Annotated in this window: 5 protein-coding genes and 1 pseudogene; 4 read left to right on the top strand and 2 right to left on the bottom strand. The window is 51.9% G+C overall.

The window, feature by feature from the left end; all coding sequences use genetic code 11:
* Positions 1-21: 21 nt before the first annotated feature.
* From AC1ME2_RS04840 to AC1ME2_RS04830, 3 genes are all read left to right on the top strand, one after another.
* Positions 22-18,720: a calcium-binding protein gene (locus AC1ME2_RS04840; protein WP_480439668.1), complete on the top strand. Its 18,699-nt coding sequence runs from the start codon at positions 22-24 to the stop codon at positions 18,718-18,720.
* 255 nt (positions 18,721-18,975) lie between these two features.
* A complete protein-coding gene (locus AC1ME2_RS04835; protein WP_480439667.1) occupies positions 18,976-19,425 on the top strand; it encodes a hypothetical protein in 450 nt (149 codons plus the stop codon).
* Positions 19,426-19,569: 144 nt separating this feature from the next.
* A complete protein-coding gene (locus AC1ME2_RS04830; protein ID WP_480439666.1) occupies positions 19,570-19,773 on the top strand; it encodes a hypothetical protein in 204 nt (67 codons plus the stop codon).
* Between the two features lie 174 nt (positions 19,774-19,947).
* Here AC1ME2_RS04830 and AC1ME2_RS04825 read toward each other — a convergent pair.
* Positions 19,948-20,265, bottom strand: a pseudogene (locus AC1ME2_RS04825) (inositol monophosphatase family protein); the annotation flags it as partial.
* A gap of 312 nt (positions 20,266-20,577) precedes the next feature.
* Here AC1ME2_RS04825 and AC1ME2_RS04820 point away from each other — a divergent pair.
* Positions 20,578-23,370 carry a UvrD-helicase domain-containing protein gene (locus AC1ME2_RS04820; RefSeq protein WP_480439665.1) on the top strand — a complete coding sequence of 931 codons (2,793 nt, stop codon included), beginning with the start codon at positions 20,578-20,580 and terminating at the stop codon, positions 23,368-23,370.
* Between the two features lie 730 nt (positions 23,371-24,100).
* On the opposite strand, the gene AC1ME2_RS04815 is transcribed toward AC1ME2_RS04820, so the two are convergent.
* Positions 24,101-24,799: a GIY-YIG nuclease family protein gene (locus AC1ME2_RS04815; protein ID WP_480439663.1), complete on the bottom strand. Its 699-nt coding sequence runs from the start codon at positions 24,797-24,799 to the stop codon at positions 24,101-24,103.
* Positions 24,800-25,452 lie beyond the last annotated feature (653 nt).

Genomic DNA, 25,452 nt, shown 5'->3' with positions numbered 1-25,452 from the left:
ATTCGCAGGGATGGGAGTGTTATGGTTATTAAGGTTGTGAATACTGGTCAGTTCGGTGAAAAGCTTACAGCTACACGAAATGATGGAACCGAAGTTGATGCTAAATGGTTGGAGGACGGCTCTGGAAATTATATCATAGACCCATTGTCAAAAAATGGTTCTCCATATATCGTCCCAAAAGATTATGATGTCAATAAAGTGGCGGCTAATTATAAGGCCTGGCTGGAGTCGGAAGCACAGGTAGTTAACCAAAAATTTCCAGACTCACCAGTAGAGTCTCTGAAGGGTGAGGTGTATGCAAAGCTGTACACTGATGCTCGTCATGGTGGCGAAATAGATATTCAGCGAAACTATAATGGTGAAACTGGAACAGAATATAATCGATTTGTCGCAGATTTTGCCAATGCAGCTTCATTTAATTACGGTTTAGTCGCTTCCGTGCTCGGTGTTTCGGGTGGGGTGGCCGTGCTTGCAGGAGGGATATATAATTATAAAAATGGGTGGGACAATGATAAGATAAACACAGATGGTCAATTCTGGAATAATCCAGATAATGTAGTGTCTACTAAGGCAGGTGTTGAATTCGCGAATGAAACATTTGATAGCGCTAATAGAATTCCGGATATTATTGTCTCGGAATTAAATGCTCTGATGGACGGTTTTTCAAAAGATATAGATATTTTGAAGGCTAGTCTAAAGAATTTGACAAATATTTCAGGCGCAGTAATCGGAAGTTTGTTGAAGGCTTTTGGATTGGCTGAGATTACACGCAGCCCGTTAGTTCTTGATTTAGATGGAGATGGTGTCGAGACGCTATCCTCGGTAGATGGCGTGTATTTTGACCACGATAGTAATGGTTTTGCTGAAAAAAGTGGTTGGGTTGGTAAGGATGACGGTTTATTGGTGTGGGATAAAGACCACGACGGTTCTATTGATAATGGTAGAGAGCTCTTTGGGAATAGCACAGTTACCACTTCTGGGTCTAAAGCCATTAATGGCTTTCTGGCACTCGCTGACGTAGATCAGAATCATGATGGCGTCATTGATGAGAGCGACGGTGTCTTCAACGAGTTGCGCGTTTGGGTAGACAGAAACAGTGATGGTGTAATACAGGACGGGGAACTGCTGGGCTTAAACGCGGCAGGCGTGAAATCGCTAAGTACTGGCTATTCAGAACCCGGTGTCGTCGATGCGAATGGTAACGTGGCTTCAAGCGTTGTAGATATAAACGGAAACCAACATCGGCAAGTAGGTAGCTATACTAAGACTGATGGTGCTGTTGGTGCTATGGATGACGTTTGGTTTTCCGTTAACACAGCTCAAACTGTAGATCTTAGTGTTGTCTCTGTTAGTGATGAGATTTTACTGCTACCCGATATTAAAGGTTTTGGGAATGTCCATGATTTGCAGCGCGCTATGGCACTGGATTCGACAGGGCAGCTAGAACGTCTGGTAGAGCAGTTTTCCCTAGAAGAGGATGTAGCTGTCAGGCAAAATTTGTTGTTGGATATTATCTATCATTGGGCGGGCGTTCAGGATATCGACCCGGATAGCCGGGCGGCCACACAAATTTACGGAAATGTCATCGGTGATGCGCGAAAACTTGCAACGCTTGAAGCTTTTCTAGGGGAGGGCTATTTGGGAACGTGGTGCTGGGGGACTCGCGACCCTAATCCGCATGGGCCAGCGGCGACAATATTACTTCAAGCGTTTGATAATTTTGCATCAGTTATCTATGACAAATTGATGCTGCAGACGCATTTCGTAGGGATGTTCGATGGTTTAAGCGTGACGTTCGACGAGAATGGTATTCAATGGAATATCACTACTCTTGTAGATAGGCTCAAAGCCGAATACGACGCTGATTCTGAAAATGGAATATTAATCATATCTGAACTGGGTAGAGGTCTGACAGGTGATGGCGCTTTTGGTCAACAGCTTTTGGATCTTTTACGTATAGAAGGAAAGTCTGGTACCGACAATTTCCATACGTTGCTTTCTGGTTTGGGTTGGAATACTACTGTAGGTTCGCTAGGCAGCGATATCCTGAACGGAAGCGTCGCCAATGATTATTTAAATGGCTTGGGCGGTAATGATCGTATCTATGGTGGGCAGGGAAATGACACGCTCATAGGTGGTGAGGGTAATGACTATCTAGCGGGTGGGGATGGTGCAGACACCTATCATTTTAATATTGGAGATGGGCAAGATACAATATTCAATTCGGATACAGACGTCGCTGGCAGTCAACTTGATACTCTCATATTTGGTAAAGGTATTACGGCTGCCGACATACTCGTAAAGCGAAATTATTACGATCTAATTTTGCAGATCCGTGGTACCTCTGACAGTGTAACAATTCAAAGCTATTTTGATGACGTCACAGTTTCGAATAATGGATATGCCGTCGACAAAATTCAATTCGATGACGGAAGTTATTGGGCGATAGATGAGATAGATTCGATAGTCGTAAAAAGTACGGATGGCAACGACCAGATATGGGGGTTCGCCGGTGACGATAATCTTTCTGGGGGGAAAGGTGACGATATCTTATTTGGTCAAAGTGGCAACGATGTACTGGATGGCGGTGATGGCGATGATGTTATTCACGGGAATGATGGTTCCGACCATCTCTTCGGTGGTGCAGGATCCGACTTGCTAGATGGAGAAGCGGGCAATGACATTTTAGATGGAGGAATCGGAAACGACTCATTGAGTGGCGGTGACGGTTCCGACGTTTATCGTTTTAACCGGGGCTGGGGCCAGGATTCCATCAATAATTACGACAACAGTCTGAACAAATCCGACAGCATTGAATTCGCTTCGGGCATTTTGGCAAGCGACATTGTAGTTACTCGGTCTTCCAGTGATTTAGTTTTGACATTGCGTGGCACCAGCGATCGGATTACGGTGTCGGGTTATTTTAGCAACGACGGCTTGAATCCCTACCTGGTTGAGTCCATCAGGTTTGGCGACGGTACCAGTTGGTCTCTGGATCAGGTCAAGTTAATGGCCCTCCAAGCTTCTGACGGCAACGACTCCATCTGGGGATATATCGCTGACGACATCATCAGTGGTGGTCTTGGCGACGATACACTTTACGGTCAGGGCGGTAACGACTTACTCAACGGCGATGCCGGTAATGACTCGATGAGCGGTGGCACAGGCAATGACACGCTGTCTGGCGGTGACGGCAATGACTCCCTGAGCGGTGAAGACGGCGACGATTTGCTCGCTGGTGGCGAAGGACGAGATTATATCTACGGAGGCGCAGGTGCTGACGTGCTGCAAGGCGGCAGCGGTGATGATTACCTCACCGGCGACAGCGGCAACGACGTCCTCGACGGCGGGATCGGCAATGATTCCCTGAATGGCGGTGAAGGTTCCGACGTCTATCGCTTCAGCCGCGGCTGGGGCCAGGATTCGATCAATAACTACGACAGCAGCCAGAATAAATCGGACACCATCGAGTTCGCTCCCGACATTTTGGCGAGCGATATTGTGGTCACCCGGTCGTCTAGTGATCTGGTTCTGACTCTGCGCGGCACCAGTGACCGTATCACGGTGTCGGGTTACTTCAGCAACGACGGCTTGAATCCCTACCTGGTCGAATCCATCAAGTTCGGCGACGGTACCAACTGGTCTCTGGATCAGATCAAGTCAATGGCGGTGCAAGCGTCCGATGGCAATGATGCCATCTGGGGTTACGCTACTGACGACACCATTAGCGGTGGTCTTGGTAGCGATTCTCTCTATGGTCTGGGCGGTGCCGACGTACTCAACGGCGATGCCGGTAATGACTCGCTGAGCGGTGGTGCAGGCAATGACACGCTGTCTGGCGGTGACGGCAATGACTCCCTGAGCGGTGAAGACGGCGACGATTTGCTCGCTGGTGGCGAAGGACGAGATTATATCTACGGAGGCGCAGGTGCTGACGTGCTGCAAGGCGGCAGCGGTGATGATTACCTCACCGGCGACAGCGGCAACGACGTACTGGACGGTGGGATCGGTAATGACTCGCTGAATGGTGGTGAAGGTTCTGACGTCTATCGTTTCAGCCGCGGCTGGGGCCAGGACACTATCTATAGCTACGACAGCAGCTTGAACAAATCGGACACCATCGAGTTCGCGTCCGACATTTCGGCAAGCGATATTGTGGTCACCCGGTCGTCTAGTGATCTGGTTCTGACTCTGCGCGGCACCAGTGACCGTATCACGGTGTCGGGTTACTTCAGCAACGACGGCTTGAATCCCTACCTGGTCGAATCCATCAAGTTCGGCGACGGTACCAACTGGTCTCTGGATCAGATCAAGTCAATGGCGGTGCAAGCGTCCGATGGCAATGATGCCATCTGGGGTTACGCTACTGACGACACCATTAGCGGTGGTCTTGGTAGCGATTCACTTTACGGCCAGGGCGGTAACGACGTACTTAACGGCGATGCCGGTGACGACACTTTGAGTGGTGGCACAGGGAATGACACGCTGTCAGGTGGTCAAGGCAATGACTCCCTGAGCGGTGAAGACGGCGACGATACACTCGTCGGTGGCGAGGGACGAGACTATATCTACGGTGGCGCCGGTGCGGATGTGCTGCAAGGCGGCAGCGGTGATGATTACCTCACCGGTGACAGCGGCAACGACGTGCTGGACGGTGGGATCGGTAATGACTCGCTGAATGGTGGTGAAGGTTCTGACGTCTATCGTTTCAGCCGCGGCTGGGGCCAGGACACTATCTATAGCTACGACAGCAGCTTGAACAAATCGGACACCATCGAGTTCGCGGCCGACATTTCGGCGAGCGATATTGTGGTCACCCGGTCGTCTAGTGATCTGGTTCTGACTCTGCGCGGCACCAGTGACCGTATCACGGTGTCAGGTTATTTCAGCAACGACGGCTTGAATCCCTACCTGGTCGAATCCATCAAGTTCGGCGACGGTACCAACTGGTCTCTGGATCAGATCAAGTCAATGGCGGTGCAAGCGTCCGATGGTAATGACGCCATCTGGGGTTACGCTACTGACGACACCATTAGCGGTGGTCTTGGTAGCGATTCACTTTACGGCCAGGGCGGTAACGACGTACTTAACGGCGATGCCGGTGACGACACTTTGAGTGGTGGCACAGGGAATGACACGCTGTCAGGTGGTCAAGGCAATGACTCCCTGAGCGGTGAAGACGGCGACGATACACTCGTCGGTGGCGAGGGACGAGACTATATCTACGGTGGCGCCGGTGCAGATGTGCTGCAAGGCGGCAGCGGTGATGATTACCTCACCGGTGACAGCGGCAACGACGTGCTGGACGGTGGGATCGGTAATGACTCGCTGAATGGTGGTGAAGGTTCTGACGTCTATCGCTTCAGCCGCGGCTGGGGCCAGGATTCGATCAACAACTACGACAGCAGCCTGAATAAATCGGACAGCATCGAGTTCGCGGCCGACATTTCGGCGAGCGATATTGTGGTCACCCGGTCGTCTAGTGATCTGGTTCTGACTCTGCGCGGCACCAGTGACCGTATCACGGTGTCAGGTTATTTCAGCAACGACGGCTTGAATCCCTACCTGGTCGAATCCATCAAGTTCGGCGACGGTACCAACTGGTCTCTGGATCAGATCAAGTCAATGGCGGTGCAAACGTCCGATGGCAATGATGCCATCTGGGGTTACGCCACGAATGACGCAATCAGTGGGGGCCAAGGCGACGATTCTCTCTATGGTCTGGGCGGTGCCGACGTACTTAACGGCGATGCCGGTGACGATACTCTGAGTGGTGGCACTGGTAATGACACGCTATCAGGCGGTGACGGCAATGACTACCTGAGCGGTGAAGACGGCGACGACATGCTCGCCGGTGGCGAGGGACGAGACTATATATACGGTGGCGCCGGTGCGGATGTGCTGCAAGGCGGCAGCGGTGATGATTACCTCACCGGTGACAGCGGCAACGACGTGCTGGACGGTGGGATCGGTAATGACTCGCTGAATGGTGGTGAAGGTTCTGACGTCTATCGCTTCAGCCGCGGCTGGGGCCAGGATTCGATCAACAACTACGACAGCAGCCTGAATAAATCGGACAGCATCGAGTTCGCGGCCGACATTTCGGCGAGCGATATTGTGGTCACCCGGTCGTCTAGTGATCTGGTTCTGACTCTGCGCGGCACCAGTGACCGTATCACGGTGTCAGGTTATTTCAGCAACGACGGCTTGAATCCCTACCTGGTCGAATCCATCAAGTTCGGCGACGGTACCAACTGGTCTCTGGATCAGATCAAGTCAATGGCGGTGCAAACGTCCGATGGCAATGATGCCATCTGGGGTTACGCCACGAATGACGCAATCAGTGGGGGCCAAGGCGACGATTCTCTCTATGGTCTGGGCGGTGCCGACGTACTTAACGGCGATGCCGGTGACGATACTCTGAGTGGTGGCACTGGTAATGACACGCTATCAGGCGGTGACGGCAATGACTACCTGAGCGGTGAAGACGGCGACGACATGCTCGCCGGTGGCGAGGGACGAGACTATATATACGGTGGCGCCGGTGCGGATGTGCTGCAAGGCGGCAGCGGTGATGATTACCTCACCGGTGACAGCGGCAACGACGTGCTGGACGGTGGGATCGGTAATGACTCGCTGAATGGTGGTGAAGGTTCTGACGTCTATCGCTTCAGCCGCGGCTGGGGCCAGGATTCGATCAACAACTACGACAGCAGCCTGAATAAATCGGACAGCATCGAGTTCGCGGCCGACATTTCGGCGAGCGATATTGTGGTCACCCGGTCGTCTAGTGATCTGGTTCTGACTCTGCGCGGCACCAGTGACCGTATCACGGTGTCAGGTTATTTCAGCAACGACGGCTTGAATCCCTACCTGGTCGAATCCATCAAGTTCGGCGACGGTACCAACTGGTCTCTGGATCAGATCAAGTCAATGGCGGTGCAAACGTCCGATGGCAATGATGCCATCTGGGGTTACGCCACGAATGACGCAATCAGTGGGGGCCAAGGCGACGATTCTCTCTATGGTCTGGGCGGTGCCGACGTACTTAACGGCGATGCCGGTGACGATACTCTGAGTGGTGGCACTGGTAATGACACGCTATCAGGCGGTGACGGCAATGACTACCTGAGCGGTGAAGACGGCGACGACATGCTCGCCGGTGGCGAGGGACGAGACTATATATACGGTGGCGCCGGTGCGGATGTGCTGCAAGGCGGCAGCGGTGATGATTACCTCACCGGCGAAAGTGGCAACGACGTACTGGACGGCGGGATCGGCAATGATTCGCTGAATGGTGGTTCTGGCTCAGACACTTACCTATTTAACCGAGGATGGGGTCAAGACACTGTTAGTAACTATGACTCTGATACGGGAAAAATCGACGCAATTGTATTCGGTACTGATATCGCAGTTCGAGACATTGTTGTCACAAGATCAGGAGCAGATCTGGTTCTAGCGCTGAGCGGGAGCGCCGACAAGATCACCGTATCCAGCTACTTCAGTAACGATGGTGACAGCCCATACAAGGTAGATGAAATCCGTTTTGCCGATAGCACAATCTGGAAGATGGATCAGATCAAAGCCATGGCCGCCTTCAAGAGTACTGATGGCAACGATACCTTGACGGGGTATGCATCCGATGACCAAATTAGCGGTGGTCTTGGCGACGACACGATTGATGGTCGAGCAGGCAACGACGTGCTGTCCGGGGATGAGGGTAACGATACTCTGCATGGCGATGTCGGAGACGATCTCCTAAGTGGAGGATCAGGCGTTGATCTGCTTTACGGTGATGATGGCAAGGATGCTCTGGCGGGCGATGCTGGAAATGACAATCTGTATGGTGGGGCCGGCGACGACATTTTAGATGGCGGCTCGGGTAACGACGCTCTCGAAGGAGGGATAGGCTCCGATGTCTACTTGTTCCGCAAAGGCGCCGGGCAGGACTCCATTTATAACTATACTTCGGGAGATACAACTACCAACAAGGTCGATGTGATCAAGCTGGATGGCTTGAGCGAAGCAGATATTAGTGTTTGGCGTCAATCTGATGATCTGATCATCCAAATCAAATCAACCGGTGACTCCATACGCGTTCGTTCTCATTTTAGCCAGGACGGCAACAGTGCCTACGCAATCGATCAAGTCCAGTTCTCCGACGGTTCGGTTTGGGATGGTAATAGACTAAAAGCAGAAGTGGTCAAGGCTTCTGAAAACGCTGAGACGATCATCGGATATCAAACCGCTGATCACCTGTTCGGCCTTGCTGGCAGTGACACACTCAGCGGTCGTGGTGGAGATGATGTCCTCGACGGCGGAGCGGGAAGGGACACTCTCAACGGAGAGGATGGCAACGACACTCTTCTGGGTGGCGCCGACAACGATGTCTTAAGTGGTGGAGAGGGTAACGACGTTTTCGACGGGGGATCGGGTAATGATTCTCTTGACGGTGGCCATGGCTCTGACACCTACCTGTTCCGTCGAGGCTCAGGCCAAGACACGATCAATAATGGTGTTTACGACGATGCTCTCTCAGGAAAGCAGGATGTCATCCTGCTCGAAGGACTAAGACCTGAAGACGTCCTGATTCGACGTGAATATGATGACCTTGTAATCCAAATCAAGGACACCGGTGAATCGCTTCGTGTAAGCGGGCATTTCAGCTTAAATGTTGCTTATGGTTACGCAATTGATCAAGTGTTGTTCAGCGATGGATCTATTTGGGACAAGGCCTTCATCAAAGCGGCACTTTTAAGCGGTTCCGCCGGTGAGGACACCCTTACCGGCTACGAGACATCCGATAGGATGAGCGGCTTTGCTGGCAATGACACTCTCAGCGGTCGAGCCGGGGACGATGTCCTGGACGGTGGAGATGGACGCGATACGCTAAATGGCGAGGAAGGGAATGACACGCTGCTTGGAGGTGCTGGTAACGACACGCTTTCTGGCGGGTATGGTGATGATGTTCTGGATGGCGGTTCGGGAAATGACACACTAAGCGGTGATTATGGCTCCGACACCTATATTTTCAAAAAAGGATCCGGTCAGGACACCATCTCAAATTATGCGTACCGGGATGCGACGCAAGATAAGCTTGATGTGGTGCGTCTCGAAGGACTTACTGCTTCGCAAGTCAGCATCAGCCGATACTCAGATGATCTTATTATCCAGATCATCGAGACGGGTGAAACTCTTCGGATTTCGTCGCACTTCAACAACGACCCACTGTATGGGTACGCCATTGACCAGTTGCAATTTAGTGATGGCACTGTTTGGGATAAATCACAGATTACAGCAGCACTTTTAGTGGGGACTGCTGGGGATGACGCGATCACCGGTTACAGTTCCGACGATAAGCTGACGGGATTGGCAGGTAACGACACAATCAGTGGACGCGCAGGCAACGATATTCTTGATGGTGGCGACGGCAAAGATAGTCTTTACGGTGAAGACGGCAACGATACTCTTTTAGGTGGAGCAGGAAACGACACTCTGAATGGAGGCGACGGTAACGACATACTAGATGGCGGGGCCGGTAACGACTCGTTAGACGGAGGTAAAGGCTCTGATGTCTACCTTTTCCGCAAAGGCTCTGGGCAGGACACAATAAGCAATGGGGTTTATAACGACACCACTGTCGCTAAGCTGGATGTTATTCGTCTTGAGGGCTTGGTCGCTGCGGACGTAAGCATCCGCCGGGAAGGTGACGACCTGTTGATACAGATCCGCGAGACGGGTGAGTTGTTGCGTGTCAGTTCGCACTTTAGCTCTAGTCTGATCTACGGGTACGCCGTGGATCAGTTGCAATTCAGCGATGGGGTTGTTTGGGATAAAGCCCAAATCACTGCTGCATTACTGATTGGCACTGACGAGAGCGACACTATTCAAGGCTACGAAACCGCGGACAGACTCGTTGGCATGGCTGGTAACGACACGTTGATGGGGCGCGCAGGAAACGACGTTCTGGACGGTGGCGATGGGAAGGATACGCTGAACGGCGAAGAAGGAGATGACACTCTTCTAGGAGGCGCAGATAACGACTCTCTCACAGGCGGCGCAGGTAACGATATCCTCGATGGTGGCGCAGGCAATGATTCCCTGGAGGGTGGGTTCGGTTCTGATACCTATATCTTCCGGAAGGGATCCGGCCAAGACGTTATTCGAAATTATGCATACGATGACAAAACTTCGAACAAGCTGGATATCGTGCGACTTGAGGGGCTGAACGCCTTAGATATCAGTATTCGTCGAGAGTCTGATGATCTGCTTATCCAGATAAGGTCAACAGGCGAAGTTCTTCGGATTAGCTCACACTTCGCAGTTGACGTTCATGCAGGGTACGCAATCGATCAATTGCAGTTCGCCGACGGGACTGTCTGGCAAAACGCGCAAATTACTGCGGCCTTACTGATAGGTACAGAGTCTGACGACACTATTATTGGCTATGAAACTTCGGACAATCTTATAGGCGGGATGGGTAACGACAGTTTAAGCGGACGTTCCGGTAACGATACGTTGGATGGCGGTGACGGTAAAGATTCCTTATACGGCGAAGAAGGTAACGACACCCTTCTGGGTGGCGCGGGCAACGATTCGCTAGTGGGTGGCTACGGCGATGATGTGCTCGATGGTGGCATCGGGAATGACTCCCTGGACGGTGGGTTTGGTTCTGACACTTATATTTTTCGTCGAGGCTCGGGCCAGGACATCATCAGCAACTTTGCGTACAACGACGTTACTGTAAACAAGCTTGATGTCATACGTCTTGAGGGACTGACGGTTTCAGATGTCATTATTCGACGAGAGTCGGACGATCTTGTGATTCAGATTAAAGAGTCGGGTGAGACCTTGCGGGTCAGCTCGCATTTCAGCTCAAGCACGACCTATGGCTATGCTATCGATCAGCTTCAATTTGCTGATGGCACCGTTCTAGATAACACCCAAATAAAAGCTGCGCTGCTTTTCGGTACTGTCAGTGATGACAACCTGACGGGTTACGGCACAGACGATGTCATTACGGGAGAAGGTGGCAACGATACCCTCGGCGGTGGCTCTGGCAATGACAAGATTGATGGAGGTGACGGTAAAGATATCCTCTATGGAGATGACGGCGATGATGTTCTTATCGGTGGCTCCGGGAATGACTCACTTTCAGGCGGGAATGGTAATGACACGCTAAGCGGTGGCACGGATAACGATAACCTTTCCGGAGGTTACGGATACGACATTCTGGACGGTGGTACTGGCAATGACAGTTTAGATGGTGGCTATGGCTCGGATGTTTACGTATTCCGTCGAGGATCCGGCCAAGACACCATCAGCAATTCAGCTTACAACGATACAACTGTCAATAAACTCGATGTTGTACGCCTTGAAGGCCTGAATCAGGCTGATGTGATATTGCGTCGCGAGTCGGATGATCTGATTGTTCAGATTCGTGACACTGGAGAGACGCTGCGCATTAACTCGCACTTCAACTCGAGTTTGATCTATGGCTATGCGATAGACCAACTGCTGTTTGCCGATGGTTTGACGTTGAACGTTGCTCAGATAAAAGCGGCCTTGCTCAATGGCACGCAAGGAGATGATGTCCTGACCGGTTATGAGTCGGCTGATGTCCTCACTGGTTTGCTCGGCAATGACACGCTCAATGGCCGGGCCGGCGATGACATGCTGGATGGTGGAGACGGGAAGGACACGCTCAATGGTGAAGAGGGCAATGACACTTTATTGGGCGGTGCTGGCAATGATACGCTGACTGGCGGCTATGGAAACGACATTCTCGACGGCGGTGCAGGTAACGACTCTCTGGATGGCGGATATGGTTCGGATGTCTATGTGTTCCGCAAAGGCTCAGGTCAGGACACGATCAATAACTATGCCTATAACGACACCACTGTGGGCAAACTCGATGTCGTCCGGTTTGATGGCCTAAATCTGGAAGATGTGTTGCTTCGCCGTGATTCTGATGACCTGATCATACAGATCAGGGAAACCGGTGAGAGTCTTAAGGTCAGCTCTCATTTCAGTTCCAGTGCGCTCTATGGGTATGCCATTGATCAGCTCCAGTTTGCTGATGGGACAATCATGGGCAACTCGCAGATCAAGTCGGCGTTGCTGCAAGGAACTCAGGGGGATGACAGCATCATTGGCTATGACACCGCCGATTTGCTAAGTGGGTCTGCCGGTAACGACTTACTCAGCGGTCGCTCCGGTGACGATACGCTTGAGGGGGGAGACGGCAAAGATACCCTCAGTGGTGAAGAGGGTAACGACATTCTGTTTGGAGGTAATGGCAACGATACGCTATCCGGTGGCTACGGGAGTGATCTCCTGGACGGTGGTGCTGGTAACGACTCCCTTGATGGGGGTTATGGGTCTGATACATACATTTTCCGCAAGGGTTCCGGTCAGGATACTATAAATAATTTTGCATACAACGACACCACACCTGATAAGTTGGATGTCATCAGACTGGAAGGGATGTCTATCGCGGATATTGCGATGCGGCGAGAGTATGACGATTTAATAATCCAGATCAAAGGCACCGGAGACATCCTGCGGATCAGCTCGCACTTCAGCTCTAGCCTTCTCTATGGATATGCTGTCGACCAACTGCAGTTTTCTGATGGGGCGATTCTGACAAATGCCCAGATCAGGGCGGCCCTGTTAAATGGCGCTGATGGGGATGACAACCTCATTGGTTATGACTCGTCAGATGTTTTGATTGGGCTCGCTGGTAACGACATTTTGAGTGGCCGTGGAGGGGATGACATCCTTCAAGGCGGTGAAGGCAAAGACATCCTCAATGGTGAAGAGGGGTCGGACACGTTGGATGGCGGTGCGGGCAACGATTCGCTCAGTGGCGGCGCGGGTTCAGATACGTACATTTTCCGCAGGGGATCTGGACAGGATACCGTCAACAACTATTTCTATAACGACACTACAGTTAACAAGTTGGACAGTGTAAAGCTGGTTGGACTGACCGCGGCAGATGTGGTGTTGCGAAGAGAGTCGGACGACTTGATTGTGCAAATCAAGGGCACCGGTGACACGCTTAGAATCCTTTATCACTTCAACCCAAGCACCCTTTCGGGATATGCCATTGATCAACTTCAGTTTGAGAATGGCATCGTTTGGGGTAAAGCTGACATCGTTGCCAATTTGTTTTCCTCCGGCTCATTTGAGTCTCTTAATCTAGTCGGCACGAGCGGGAATGACGTTATTAGTGGTGGCGCGGGTGACGACATTCTCATGGGTGGAGCTGGCGATGATGTTTTGAGCGGCGGTGCGGGATCCGATCGCCTGAACGGTGGCGAAGGTGACGATACCTATCTATTCGGAAGAGACTCAGGCCAGGACACGATCAATTACGCCTACGAGACTCGTGCCGGTAAGCTCGACACCGTCAAGTTGATTGATCTGAAGGCATCCGAAATCAGTTTGGTGCACGATGGGTATGACCTTGTCATCCGCATTAACGGCACGACTGACAGTTTGCGCGTGATGTATCACTTCTTGGGTGAAGCAACCTCTGGTTATCAGATTGATCGCATCCAGTTCGCCGACGGTACATTTTGGGATCAGACCGCAATCAAACTCGAAGCACTTCGTGGCACAGATGCGGATCAATATCTGTATGGCTATAAGACAGATGATCAAATCAATGCGGGCACTGGTGACGATGTAGTTTATGGCGGTGAGGGAAACGATACGCTCACTGGGGGTAGCGGGGCGGACACCCTAAATGGCGATGAGGGTGCTGACCTTCTGCAAGGCGGCAGTGGCAATGACATTTTAAGTGGTGGTGCTGGCGACGATGTTCTTGACGGAGGGGCCGGAAATGACCGCTTGGATGGAGGTGCGGGTGATGATACTTACCTGTTTGGCAAAGGATCAGGCCAGGACACTATCTATTATGCCAACGAAGTTAGAATCGGCAAGGTTGACACAGTCAAGTTGACTGACCTCGACGCGTCTGAAGTCACAATTTCACAAGACGGCATTGACTTACTCATTCGAATTAATGGAACGAGCGATAGCCTCAGGGTTACATATCACTTCCAGAGTGATGCGGCAGGTGGATACCAAATCGACCGAATTCTATTTGCTGATGGCAGCTTCTGGGATCAGACAGCTATTAAATCTCTCGTGCTGTTGGGCACTGACGCGAACCAATCATTGACGGGCTACAGTACGGACGATGTGATCAATGCCGGAGCCGGTGATGATGCCGTTAGCGGTGGCGGAGGTAATGACACCCTACTAGGCGGGGACGGGGACGATACGGTGAGTGGGGGGGCCGGGAACGATGTCCTTTCTGGCGGAAATGGTGCTGACACCCTGACCGGTGATGAGGGCAATGACTTTTTACAGGGTGGCATCGGAAACGACATTCTCAACGGTGGCTCTGGAAATGACACCCTTGACGGTGGTGCAGGTAATGACCGCATGGACGGCGGTGCTGGCGACGATACCTATGTATTTGGCAAAGGCTCTGGCCAAGATACGATTTATTACGCTAATGAAACGCGTCCAGGCAAAGTCGATACCGTCAAATTGATCGACTTGAACGCATCGGACATCACGGTCACCCGTGATGGTTACGACCTCGTGATCCGTGTCGTCGGTACTATCGACACTATGCGCGTGCTCTACCACTTTATGGGGGATGCGACTTCTGGCTATCAGATAGACCGCATCCAGTTCGGCGACGGTACGTTTTGGGATCAAGCCGCCATTAAAACGCAGGTACTGCGGAGTTCCGATGCGGATGAGTACCTGACGGGATACGGCGGTGACGATGTTATCGATGCTGGCGCCGGCGATGACACGGTGTACGGTGGTACAGGTAATGACATGATTTCTGGTGGAATTGGGTCAGATACCCTGAATGGTGACGAAGGCGACGATCAGCTCAACGGCGGCTCGGGCAACGACACCCTTCTTGGCGGCGCAGGCAGCGATATCCTAGATGGTGGCACTGGTAATGATCGCCTCGATGGCGGTGCAGGCGACGACACGTACCTTTTTGGAAAAGGTTCTGGCCAGGACACGATTTACTACGCCAATGAATCCCGCCTGGGCAAACTCGATACCGTGAAGCTCATCGGGCTGAACGTTAGTGACGTTACGATTGCTCAAGAAGGCTACGACCTGGTTATTAGGTCAAACGGCTCGACTGACAGCCTGCGCGTGATGTATCACTTCATGTCGGATGCCGCTGGGGGCTATCAGATAGACCGCATTCAGTTCGCTGATGGTAGCTTCTGGGATCAGACGTCCATCAAGTCTCAGGTGCTGCTGGGCACAGACGCCAATCAGCCGTTGGTCGGCTACAGCTCTGACGATGTAATTAATGCGGGTGCGGGCGATGACTCCATTAATGGAGCCGGCGGTAATGATATTTTGTCTGGCGAGGCGGGTGACGACACCGTTAATGGTGGTTCTGGTGATGACATTTTAATGGGCGGTAGCGGCGCGGACTCACTTAATGGTGAAGACGGCAATGATGCTCTCCAAGGTGGCGTAGGTAATGACACGCTCTATGGGGGATCCGGTAACGATGTTTTGGACGGCGGCGCCGGTAATGATCGTCTCGACGGTGGCGCTGGCGACGACACTTACTTGTTCAGGAAGGGGTCAGGGCAGGACAGCATCTATTACGCCAACGAAGCCCGTGAAGGAAAAGTCGATACGGTTAAGCTGGTAGATCTGAACGCCTCTGACATCAGCTTGGCGCGCGATGGCTATGACCTGGTTATCCGGGTGATCGGAACAACCGACACCTTTAGAGTTGTTTATCACTTCTTGGGCGACGCTACCGCTGGGTATCAGATTGATCGTATTCAATTTGCAGATGGTAGCTTTTGGGATCAGTCGGTAATCAAAACGCAGGTTCTGCAAGGTACCGATGCGGACGAAACTCTTTCAGGTACCTCGGGCGACGACAACATAAATGCGGGAGCAGGGGACGATACTGTCAATGGAGGAGCGGGCAATGACACACTATTTGGCAGTGCAGGCTCCGACATTGTGAATGGCAACGAGGGGAATGACCTTCTTCAGGGCGGGACAGGCAACGACACCCTCTATGGCGGAGCTGGCAACGATGTGCTGGATGGCGGAGCTGGCAATGACCGTCTAGACGGCGGTGAGGGCGACGACACTTATATTTTCGGCAGAGGTGCCGGACAAGACACGATTTATTATGCCAATGAGGTGCGCGTAGGCAAGCTTGACACCGTCAAACTAACTGACCTAAACGCATCAGACGTAAGCGTAATCCGTGACGGCATGGATCTCGTCATTCGAGTCAAGGGCGCGACTGATAGCCTGCGAGTGGCTTACCATTTCCAGGCGGACGCAAGTGGCGGATATCAAATCGATCGTATCCTGTTCGCTGACGGAAGCTTCTGGGATCAAGCGGCGATCAAGTCACAGGTATTACAAGGAACGGATGCTGATGACATATTGTCCGGAACCGGCAGCGACGACTTCATAGACGCTGGGGTTGGTGACGACACCGTGAATGGAGGCGGTGGTAACGACACTGTCCTGGGTAACAGTGGTGCCGATGTTCTCAATGGAGAGGATGGTAATGATTTGCTGAAGGGCGGGGCCGGCAACGACACGTTAAATGGCGGCAACGGTAATGATATTCTCGATGGCGGCGCAGGTAATGATCGACTGGATGGTGGGAATGGAGATGACACTTATCTGTTTGGTAAAGGTTCTGGCCAAGACACCATCTACTACGCTAACGAAACTCGTGTAGACAAGATTGATACCGTAAAGCTTAAAGATCTGAATGCGTCTGACGTTAATATTCGGCGAGAAGGAAATGACTTGGTAATTCAAGTTATTGGCGCGACGGACAGCTTGCGTGTGATGTATCACTTCTTCAATGATGCTACCGCTGGTTATCAGATAGATCGCATAGAGTTTGCAGACGGCACCTCCATGGATCAGAGCCTCATCAAATCGCAGGTTCTTCAAGGTACTGGAGCAGATGAAACATTGTCTGGTACCGGGAGTGACGACCTCATCGATGCAGGATCGGGTGACGATATCGTCAACGGTGGCGCGGGTAACGACACTCTCTTGGGCAACACCGGAGCAGATACGCTCAATGGTGACGCGGGTAATGATCTGCTTAAAGGTGGTGCCGGCAACGACAGTTTGAGTGGTGGCACTGGTAATGACACCCTGGATGGTGGGTCTGGAAATGATCGTTTGGATGGAGGTGACGGCGACGACATCTACTTCTTTGGACGAGGGTCAGGGCAGGACACAATTTTCTCCAACGAAAGCCGTACAGGCAAAGTCGACACCATCCGGTTAACGGACTTGAATGCTTCCGACGTCAGCGTGAAGCGCGATGGTTCTGATCTTGTTATTCGGGTTAATGGAAGCACTGATAGTCTGCGAGTTAGTTATCACTTCATGAGCGATTCAACCGCGGGTTATCAGGTTGATCGCCTGCAGTTTGTGGATGGGAGTTTTTGGGATCTGGATGCGATCAAATATCAGGTTCTTCAAGGCTCTGATGTTGACGATATTCTCTCAGGCACTGGTGCTAATGATCAGATCTACGCAGGCGCTGGCGATGACACAATCAGCGGTGCTGGCGGCAACGACAAACTGATGGGGGGATCTGGAGTTGATGTTCTCTATGGGGAAGATGGTGACGACTCTCTGTTGGGCGAAACCGGAAATGACAGACTCTATGGCGGAAAAGGCAATGACATTCTTGATGGCGGATCGGGTAACGATCAACTGGATGGTGGTGATGGCGATGACACCTATGTGTTCGGCAGAGGTGCCGGCCAAGACACCATCTACTACGCTAACGAACAGCGTGTTGGCAAATCCGACACCGTCAAGCTTACTGATCTGAATATTGCTGATGTGGTCATCAACCGCGAAAGTAATGACTTAGTGATCCGCGTTATTGGTAGCTCGGATAGCCTGCGCGTTATGTCGCACTTTTATGGCGATGCCGCTGGCGGTTATCAGATCGACCGCATTCAGTTCGCAGACGGAAGCGTGTGGGATCAAAGCGCGATCAAGTCGAACGTGATACGTGGCACAACTTCAGAGGAAACGCTGCAGGGATTTGGCACCGATGACGTTATCAGTGCAGGGCTGGGTGATGACCTGGTGTATGGCGCGGCCGGCAACGACGTTCTATCTGGGGGAGCCGGTGTAGATACCCTGTACGGCGACGAGGGGCATGACAGTCTGTTTGGTGATTCCGGTAACGATACGCTCAACGGTGGCGCAGGGAACGACCTGCTCGACGGAGGTGTTGGTGACGATACTTTAAATGGCGGCGACGGTAGTGACACTTATGTGTTTAACGTCAGAGGCGGTTTGGACGTCATTAATAACTACGACAGTGGCACCAGTACAGATACGGTACAGTTTGGCGTTGGCGTCAGTCTTGAGGATCTTTGGTTTCGTCGTGCTGGCAGTAATCTTGAGGTCAGCATTATCAATACTGCCGACAAAGTCGTAATCAACAACTGGTACGCGTCTAACGACTACCACGTAGATCAGTTCAAAACGGCTGACGGAAGAACGATGCTTGATAGCCAAGTTCAAAGCTTGGTCGACAGCATGGCGTCGTTCGGTGTGGATGCGGGTGCAGAAACCAGCCTCACATCTTCTCAGCATGCTCAGCTCGACACGGTTTTGGTGGCTAGCTGGAAATAACAAGAGCGCGCATATTAGCGTCCTGATGTATCGGGGCGCTAATATGAGCAACTACTGGGTCGACTTCAGACATTCGTTCTCCAATAGGGTAAACTCATGAGAATATCCATTGGCGAAACTTTATTGCGTTGCCGATACTAACTAGTTTGGTGTGTAATTAAGGTGTGGTTAATTGGTTCTATTTTTCCCGATGGGCTTTTAATGATGGCTTGAGCTTGTTGAATGGTTGAGTTTTTATATTTTTGAGGTGTGATTGTGAAAAAAATTGTCTTATGGGCGATTGCGGTATTTTCAAATTTTTGTCAAGCGACTGAGTTGATCGAAAATAAGGATAAGTTTGAGGCGGAGTACGTCAGGTGCATGCAGTCAGGTTTTGCTAATGGATGCTGGGTACAAACGTTTTCTGGGCATTCTATCCCTTGGGCAGAGGGGGAGGCTCGTCTTCTGACCAATAGTGAAGCAGCTTATGTGAAGTGGCTCGATGGGAAGCCGATGTACAAGGTGCATTTGGGTACTAAAGAGGTTAAGGGTGAAATATATGACAATCGTTCTTATTTGCTAGAGAGAGATGATGGGGCTGTTGTAGGATTGTGGATTTCTTTTAGGCAGGTTAAGGGCTGCTGGTATGTTGGTGAAGTGCTAGGATCTTCAACTGATGAATTTATTCGTAGTGCCCTCGGTATGACTAGGCCGCGAGAAAAGTAACCTATTTGGACTGGACGAAATGCTGAACCTTATTCTGGATATGATAGCTGCTAGCGTTACTTCTGATAAAAAACTCTCCTCGAACCTAAGCCAAAGTAATGTACATGGACACAATCGAGATGCTTGGAAGCAATGAATCGAGCGATGATTCGTATTGACTCGATCAGCACCGCCAAGACTGCAGCCGAAGCCCTTTATCGTTTTGCCGCTGTCATAGGCTACATCACGGCAGCAACGGAAATGAATGCCATAACTCACCACGCTAGGTCGATTCTGTTAGATCTTGCTAGCGCAGCATACGACGAGAACCCTCTGGCAGATGGCAAAGCCCGGGATTTCGAGAGCTAAGTGACAAACGCAGAAGAGTGCATACAGTGAAGCTGTTTTTGGACTATGAATTCACTCAGCTTAACGTAGTGGAGGCGGGGTATCTGCAGATACGACTGCGCCTTCGGTGACACTTGAGGTACCAACTCCAACTCCAACGCCAATTGATACAAGACGGTCACGCAACGCCGGGAATGAGAGGTCTACGACGATGCAGTCGCCATTTCTTAGCAGGTGATCCATACCTTCGGCCCAGGTTACACAGTCTGAGATACCTGAAGGTGTGACCGGTACATGCACCACACCGAGCACAGGTTGGCTGTCACGGAGCAAGCCGACAGATATGGCCGAGTCTTTAAGGCCTTTCAAGAAGTCACTGGTGCCGTCGTTCGGGTCAACGACCCAGCAAAAGGGGTTGCCGGAAAGCACATGGCCGGTCTCTTTACCTCACCAATCGCACGGCAGAATTTTGAGCAACTCAACACGGAGTAGAAGCTCGATTTCGACGTCTAGCCCATACAGCCAGAGCCACCTTGCTACGCAGCTCACTACGCTCACCGATGCTGCCTTTCGCCCAGTTACTCATGGGTGGGGATATTCAATCGCAGGCTGGTGTTTGCGATCAATTCCTCGCGCATCGATTGGAAGGCACTGCGCTGAAGCGATCGGTTGGTACTCAGGTTCTAAGAGTTAGGCTCGACAGTTACTGTGCGTATGGGATGGAGGAGCGTTACTCGTAGGAAATTTCTTTCCTAAGAGTAAGCTCCTGGAGATACAGATAGCGCCCTGCGTTAGAATGCCCTGATTTGCCGTACAGGAGCGCTTATGACCAAGGAGTGGACGCCATCATTATTGGGACGGTTAGTGACCCGATCCTCAGCTTGGATGTTGCACCTGGACGCAGACAACCGACTGGTGCTGACCGCGCCAGGACGTCGCTTGGAGATCTACCCCGAGGATCTACCGCGAGTAAAAATAAAACGAGGCGTGTTCTGGTCTGAGCTGGTCTTGCTCGCTGACCAAGACCTCCGAGTAGGGGGGCTGCCTAATTCGCGCCGGCTCGATCTAAAGCAGACGGTGAGCGACCTCCTCAAGATCTCTCGCTGTCAACGTTTCGAGAGCTACTACGCCAAGATCAGTCAGTGGCTTGCGCTTGTCGACAGTACGGTGGCGTCGGCAGATCAGGCATATCGGTGGTTAACCCATGAAAACCAACAATACCTCCTACGCTCCAAGCCTGAATTGAGCATTGAGGTCGATGAGTTGACTCAGTTGCTGCATACCCCTGAAGTACGCTCACATCTTGGTGACGTGGTCAGCGCGGTCGAGGAGGATATTGTTCGGTGGGCATCGAACTGGCTTGAGACGTGGCGACAGCGCAACCAGCTTCACATGGCGTCGGAGATTGAGAGCTGTCAGGAGCTGCTTGGCAACGTGGAGAGCAAGCCTTTGACCTTAGAACAATCCCGCGCGGTTGTATGCTTTGATAACCGGGTTCAGGTGATCGCCTCTGCGGGTTCTGGAAAAACGTCCACAATGGTCGCCAAGGCAATTTATGCGATGCATCGAAATCTCATTGCGCCCGAGTCGATCATCATGTTGGCATTCAACAAAGATGCCGCAGCGGAGTTGCAGGCTCGCGCTAACGCCTCGCTTGAGCGGCTGGGCCAAGCGAAGGTAGAAATCCCCGCAATGACTTTTCATGCGTTGGGTCTGAAGATTATCGGCGCAGCGACCGGGCGTGTGCCGCATGTTCCCGCGTGGGCTAGGAAAGAAAAGCTGGCCATAGAAAAGCTTTCGCAGATTGTCGACGACCTCAAAGATCAGTCGAAGGCTTACCGCACTCGGTGGGATCTATTTCGCTTAGTGTTTGGACGAGACATTCCATCCAAAGGTGTCGATAGGCTCTTCGACACCAGAAACGAGGAGGGCGAAGGTAGGCTGATTACGCTGATGGGTGAGGAAGTCGCCAGCCAGGAAGAATGCGTCATCGCCAATTGGCTTTTCTACAATGGGGTCGAGTATCGCTATGAGCGCGAGTATGAACACCCCACTGCAACTGCAGAGCATCGCCAGTATTTCCCCGATTTTTATTATCCGGAGATTAGCCTCTACCACGAACATTTCGCTTTGAATGCAGATGGTCAGCCCCCTGCTGAATTTAAGGACTACCTCAGTGGCGTCGCTTGGAAGCGTGCTATCCATAGCGCAAAGAAGACGGCGCTAATCGAAACCCAATCCCACCAGATGAGTTCGAGTGAGGTATTCGAGCATCTGGCAAAAGAGCTAACTTCTCGGGGTGTTGTCCTAGACCCTAACCCTGATCGACCTATCCCGCTTACGGGGCTTGAGCCGATCAAACAGAGTGATTTGATCGGGTTGATGCGTACTTTCATCAACCACTTCAAGAGCAATTGCTCGACTGAAGCCGATTTGCGCGAGCGTGTAAGCAGTTTGCCGGTAAACGCTTTCAGAATCCGTTACAGCATGTTCATCGATCTTGTGATGCCGGTCATCAGTGGCTGGAACGCGGCCCTGGTGGAGGCGGGAGGAATCGACTTCGAGGACATGATCAATCAGGCCGCTGCGTGCCTTGAGAAAGGCCATGATTCACCCTATGAGTTGGTCATGGCGGATGAGTACCAGGATGCATCACGAGCCCGCGCTAGGTTATGCCGAGCGCTGGTCGCAAAGCCTGGCCGGCATCTGTTCGCCGTCGGAGATGATTGGCAATCCATCAATCGATTTGCCGGCGCAGACGTATCTGTCATGACCGGCTTTGAAGATTGGTACGGCCATGGTCAGGTTTTACGACTGGAGACCACCTTCCGGTGCCCGCAGCGAATATGCGACGTGTCGAGCCAATTTGTTTCCAAAAACCCCGCGCAATTATCGAAAAACGTCACGTCGGTCACCGAGCCAATTGGCCCATCACTTGAAGCATTTGAGGCTGCCAGCAGGTATGAGGTAGCTGCTGCCATCGGGAAATATATTGAACGACTCTACCAGCAGATAGCGCTGGGTGAAGTGCCCTCAGGGCGGGGTGGGAAAGTAAACGTCTTCATCCTGGGGCGTTACAGAGCTGATTCCAAGTACTTGCCCGAGGAGTGGCATCGCAGGTTCGGGGATCGCATATCATTAAGGTTCAAGACGGTGCATACGTCCAAGGGAGACGAGGCGGACTATGTGATCCTTCCAGGCATGGTCTTGCGCGGCTTCCCAAACCAGAAGGTCGATGATCCACTTTTTGGCCTGGTCATGCCCCAGGGTGACTCTTACCTTCTGAGTGAAGAGCGACGGTTGTTCTATGTCGCGCTGACCCGTGCACGCCGATCGGTCGCCATGTTTACCGTGAGGGGAAAGCGATCGCCTTTTCTTGATGAGCTTTTGGAGTATGGGGCGCTCAGGGTATTGGACAGTGACGGTAAGTCCCTGGAGAAACCTCCTGCGGCGCCCGCTGCTCAGGGGCCGATATGCCCAGGATGCAAGCAGGGTGTGATCATATGGCGCCCAGGGCGCTACGGTCGATTCCAGTCCTGTTCACTGTTCCCCAAATGCGATTACAAACCCTCGAAAAAGACTCCGGGTAGGGGATACGTGTCCAGAGGCCCTTGGTAGGTCGGGCAGGGAGGCGAAGTGTTTCCTCCTTCGTGGGCATGTCTACCAGCAAGCGTTCAGCTAAGGAGTTGAGGTAACTGTCTATTGATCGGTCGGTGTTGTCCCATTCGAGACATCTAATGCTGACTTCTCTGGGAGAGGAGGCATCGTCGACTCGAGCATCGCTCGGTTTTGTTCAATACTCGCAGAGATTGTTTTTTCATTAACAGTGATACTCGACTGGCCGTCTAACAAAATAGCCAGTTCTCTGGAAATAATGAACGCAGATTTTTCGATATGGTCCTCCATTCCCTCAGTTTTCAAGCCGGCCGCTTTGAGCCTGACGGTCAGTCCTAGCATCGCGTCGACCGCTTGCTGACCGACGCGATCCCATTATCGATATTCAATCGCATCAAAGAGGTTGTCAGGTGCCGTTTCTGATTCGAGGAAAGGGAACGAAGCCGCACTACGCGGCTTGCGATGCATTGTCCAAGGAGGCCGCCCAAGCGGCGCAGTTGATTGAAAACCTGCACTCACGGGAAATGCCAGCGCGAACCCTGATTTACGAATTTGATAAGGAGGCTCTCATCTAGTTTCCGTCCTATGCGGTGCTGAACGACAACAGGATCATCTCTGACAACGGCGCGCTCATTGCGATTGAGCAACTACCGAAAGAGCTGAGTCTTGGCGTGATTCCGTGTTCAAACGCAAGATATGAGCGAGACAACCTAAAATCTTTCGTCATGGGGTTTTACAAGCCAGCCACAGACACGGCTTGGCCTTGGGTTTTGATGTGCGCGAGATCTGCGGGACTGAGATCAAACCATTCACCTTCAAGCCGCTTGGCGTGATACGTCGAGTGAAAGCTTCGCTCAGCGTGGCTGTAGTCATCGAACCAGGCGTAATGCTCGATACTGATGGGGAAGGGCAGTTTGACTTCAAAAAGGCGAGTGCGGTTTTTCATGTTTACGGTTTTGCCGATCTTGAACCCGTGGTCTGAGCGGATCACGTAAACAAAACCAGGCGTCGCAACGGTGGACGGTGTCGCCATTCGTGCCATGGGTGCCGGAGGTGCCGGGAAATTGAACCCGCTCAAGTCAGGAAAATATTCGGCATGCAAATCGGGTAGCGCATAGCGAATCACGACATCGGCTGCAAAACAGAACCAACCCTTTTCTTTTTTCCAGAATTGCCTGCCGCCAGGATTTGGTCTGAGTGTAATCTCTGCTGCGCGCCAACGCACTTTTGCCGAGCTTCGATCAGCGGCCAATCCCATTACCACGCCCAATGCTTCGACACGTCCAACTTGAGAGGTGGCGTCCCATCGGGCGCTTACCAAGCAGTCCTGTGGTCGAAGTTTTTCAGTCAGCCCGGGTAACGAAAAATCAGAGATTGTTTCAGCCAAAGTAGGAGCAATGGCTAGGACAGGATCTACTCGATAGAATTTCATTAATGCATCCATGCTGAGAGAAGCGTCAGAAACCGCTTTGCCGCGTTTGAGAAAATTACTGTTTCCAGCGTACCGGTTATTGAGATCTGCTGGAAGGTAAGCCAGGAGTCCCAAGATATACCGATCGGTGCCCTAGCAGTTTTTAGTCGTCGTCCCGGTAGCGCCAGCCACAGCCTGGTAACGATCAAAGTGCTTCCGCGCAACCATTTGAGATGTCCGTCTGCTTGCTGGCATTGCACATTCCCGATCGCTTGGTCACGCCCGCAATACTTCTGAGGTATCACCTATGGCTTAGTGCTGGGCTGATCGCAGGACTAGGGTGGAGGATCACCATACTGCCTTTCCCAGAGCTGTGAACAAGCAGCACCATTAAGCTGCTGGCGTCATGTTCATTGAATAATATCAAAAGGCAATTACAACCTCGGTGAGGATGGTACTCATTGACTGCCATCTGCCTCTGTGCCCAAAACCATAGTCGGACTGTTGCCCAACTAGCTGGACGGTTTTACAGGCTTTGCGAGTAACATTTTTAATGTGGGGGAGATGATCAGGCGTGATCTATTTTTCTCCTTATTTCCTGCTATTCCACTGTGATTAGCACCATGGCGACATTTAGACGGATAAGAGGTGGCACGCTCTCCATAACTGCGGCG

The sequence above is a fragment of the Pseudomonas sp. ASL9 genome, assembly GCF_056680335.1.
The sequence above is the reverse complement of the archived record's forward strand: the minus strand, read 5'-3'. Positions and strand labels throughout refer to the sequence as shown.